Origin of the sequence: Deinococcus alpinitundrae (genome assembly GCF_009982895.1) — a bacterium.
Taxonomy (GTDB): Bacteria; Deinococcota; Deinococci; order Deinococcales; family Deinococcaceae; genus Deinococcus; species Deinococcus alpinitundrae.
In genome coordinates this window covers 1-2,982 of the sequence record NZ_WXZL01000072.1, presented here as the reverse complement: position 1 = coordinate 2,982, position 2,982 = coordinate 1, and the positions used below count along the sequence as shown (strand labels likewise).

The 2,982-nt window shown below is 54.6% G+C and carries 3 protein-coding genes; all 3 read right to left on the bottom strand.

What is annotated here, in order from left to right:
* Positions 1 to 367: 367 nt before the first annotated feature.
* The gene (locus GUI70_RS22350; RefSeq protein ID WP_161884476.1) at positions 368 to 1,354 is read right to left on the bottom strand and encodes a phosphotransferase enzyme family protein; all 987 of its coding nucleotides are present in this window, start codon (positions 1,352 to 1,354) and stop codon (positions 368 to 370) included.
* A gap of 222 nt (positions 1,355 to 1,576) precedes the next feature.
* Positions 1,577 to 2,083, bottom strand: a complete 507-nt coding sequence (locus GUI70_RS22345; protein WP_161884475.1) for a hypothetical protein — start codon at positions 2,081 to 2,083, stop codon at positions 1,577 to 1,579.
* Between the two features lie 627 nt (positions 2,084 to 2,710).
* Positions 2,711 to 2,863, bottom strand: coding sequence for a hypothetical protein (locus GUI70_RS22340; RefSeq protein ID WP_161884474.1), 153 nt, complete (start codon positions 2,861 to 2,863; stop codon positions 2,711 to 2,713).
* Between the last annotated feature and the right edge of the window lie 119 nt (positions 2,864 to 2,982).

Here is a 2,982-nt window from a genome sequence, read left to right as displayed (position 1 = left end):
GTGCGGGAATACTTGCTATTTTTAGGCGTTAAGCCCGGTCATTATTTTACTAATTGCCAGTAGGTAAATCGGATTCGAGACGCCTAAAAAAGCGGAGTCACTTGTAAGGAATTTGCCAAGAACTTTTGATTCAGAGTGTGCAGTATTTGAGTGGGGCAGCGAGCATGCCTCACTGTTACACCCCTGAACGGAGCAACCAAGAGATGTAATAGGCAATTTAACCTGACTAGGACGGCGAAAACGTTAACAACGATCCTTATCTAATCGACCCTCTTAGAGCTTGCCACTTGCTTGCATACCTTGCTTCCTCTCTGAGGGTTTGTAGCACGATGCAGCTGAGGTGCCGAGATAGCGGTCTGGGTGTGGTCTACAACCTCGCCCAATCGACGTTGCAGATGGCTTCGCCCCGGCCCACCCGACGGGCGTAACGTTTAAAAACTTCCAGGTCCTCCGCCACCTCAAGCTGCTCGTGAGGTGTGCCGATCCCCCAGGCTTCAGCCAGCACGCCCAGCATCAGCACGTCCCGCAGGCGGAGGAGATCGGCGAGCGCTTCCCGCCAATCTGGGGGGAGTCGACAGACTTCTTGATAGGCGGGCAGGTACATCTCCAAAAAACGCTTGCAGAAAGACGTTGCGTCCTCTCCAGGTGGCACCAGCTGGGCCACGCTGTGCAGGCTTACGGCCAGATCATTCAGAAAGAAATGATATTCGCAGTCGTCGAAATCGAAAGCGTAGAGCGTCTGACCGTCCCAGTGAAGGTTGTCGCCGTGCAAGTCCGACTGGATCAAGCCGTAATTCTCTGAGGTGCACAGCCGCGCCTTGACTCGCTCGATCAACGCCTGACCACGCTGCTGCTGTTCGTCTAAACCAGGCGGCAAACGCCGCAGATCGAGTACGGGTTCGGTGTGCCAGTGCTGTCGTCGGGGCAGGTGTGAATCGGGAAGATAGCGCCGAGACAACATATGCAGTTGTCCTGTCAGCCGCCCCCAGGCGCGGACCACGGTTGGCGTCAGGTGCTCGGCGAGCAGCGGGTGTCCCGGAACGCGGGCGAAGGCATAAGCTAGCCAGTTTCCCCCCTCCGCGTCAGGGGACGCCTCCACCCAGCGGCCTGCCTGGGACGGCAGGGGGCGGGCGACAGGAACATGATGGTCGGCCAGGTGGCGGACGAAATGCAGTTCGGCCTCAATGAATGCTTCCTCCCGGCGCAGGGTGTGGGTCAGCTTCAAGATCTGCTGCGGCGTGGCGAACACAGCGCTCTCAAAGCCGCCCAGGGCCTGTGCGTCCTTCATTTCAAAGCGGGCCAGCAGGAGCGGCACGACGCCTGTGACCGATTTTCGCGCGATGGCAGGCAGCATAAGACCACCATACTTGCCGCGCAGTCTGAAGGCATGCGCCAGTTGGCGTAAGCACTAGGCTGGTTGTGTTGCCTTCACTTGGCCCGCCGCGACGGTGAGCGACGTCTGGAACGCTCGTTTCTGATTGCTTCTTGGGCAGAATGACCGCCAGCACCAGCTTCGCCAGTTCGACGTTCCCAGTACCTTCTCCGAATGGAGCGGCGGCATAAGGAGGAAGAAAACTCACGGCGTACAGTAGTTTTTCCAAGGCGACACACCAGGTTCACCAGAGCGGGTTAAAACGACGCCAGTGTAGAAATCACCACTCTCCAGCAGATCGCGCTCGAAAATCAGGGTCATCGGGCCGAAGCCGCTGGCGACTTTGCGAAACGTGGACTGGCTCTGACGATCCAACCAAGCGGTGATTGCCGGTGCGCGCTCAGGCAACAAATTGAAGCAGGTCAAGGCCACGCGGATAACGTTGGTGTTGAAAAGATCGCGTTCCGCAGGCGTGAGGTACTCACGAAACGCGAGAACGTTCAGGGTGCCGACTTTACCGCTGGAGGTGACAGCGTTCCCGACGCCGAGCGTTAAATAGTTCCCTGCGGTGGTGCGTTTGGTGACCATGAAGATATTGGAGTTGATGGTCATTTGCCCGCCACTGCCGTTCATTAGGCTTCGGAGTGAAGTGGATTTCGCCCCTACCGTGGAGAGGGTCAGCGCGATCAGGAGTGCTGTCTTTCGTTGCATGAATTCTCCTTTTCCATCTGAACGTTATCCAGTAAACACAGCGTGACGTTACTACGTTCTATGATTAATTGTCTAAAAGCTTTATACCTATGCTGAAAGATCCAAAGGATCCAAGTTTCGATGATGTTTTATGTACTCCAATAGCAAGCAGCCCCCCGTATTCCGGAACATCTGGTTGAACTGCGCTGGGAGACGCTTCGATAATAATTTTGCATCGTTGCCCTTGAATTGCTTTTCTGTAGCTCTTATGATTATTCCGTTGCTGTCATACAATAAAGTAGGGTCAGCAATGTTCACAGTGGTCCGAGGAATTCCGCCCAAAGAGACTGCGACATTCTCAGGAATGCCACGACGTTATAATATGACGCCCACAGTAATTGTTGTACCTCTTTTAATCTCTACGGTTGCTTGATTTGGTACATCTACATGCGCGTAAGGCTGAACATCTTCTAGGCCTAGTCGGCAAATTCCACTACCCGCACAATACTGACTGACTGAACCGCAAGCATTTAATAGTAGAGGGACCAAGAGAAGATTGACTAGCTTCAGTCTATTCATGATATTTCCTTGTTGAATTATGCTTTCGGCATTGCGAGAGCGGGACACGCTGGCCGCACTGGAGGGTGTTCATTTCTTGGCGGCGATCTCGCTCAGCAGCCGGATGATCTCGGCGTTCTGCCGGATCTGGATGTACTGGAGGCGCAGGCTGGTTTCTTGGGCGACCTGCTGAACTTGAGGCGCACTCTTGGCGTTACTCACGGCGTTTCCGTACTTGAACATCAGGTCTGCCGCTGTCTTTTCTGAGATGTTGCGGTTTACGAAAAAGCTGTCCAGCACGGCTTTGCACCTCAGAATGAGGGTGTGAACGCAAAGGAAACTCGTGCTGGACAGCTTTACAC

Bases quoted from the DNA above. Each gene is read 5' to 3' on its own strand.
- GUI70_RS22350 (WP_161884476.1), bottom strand. From the start codon at position 1,354: ATGCTGCCTGCCATCGCGCGAAAATCGGTCACAGGCGTCGTGCCGCTC.
- GUI70_RS22345 (WP_161884475.1), bottom strand. From the start codon at position 2,083: ATGCAACGAAAGACAGCACTCCTGATCGCGCTGACCCTCTCCACGGTA.
- GUI70_RS22340 (WP_161884474.1), bottom strand. From the start codon at position 2,863: ATGTTCAAGTACGGAAACGCCGTGAGTAACGCCAAGAGTGCGCCTCAA.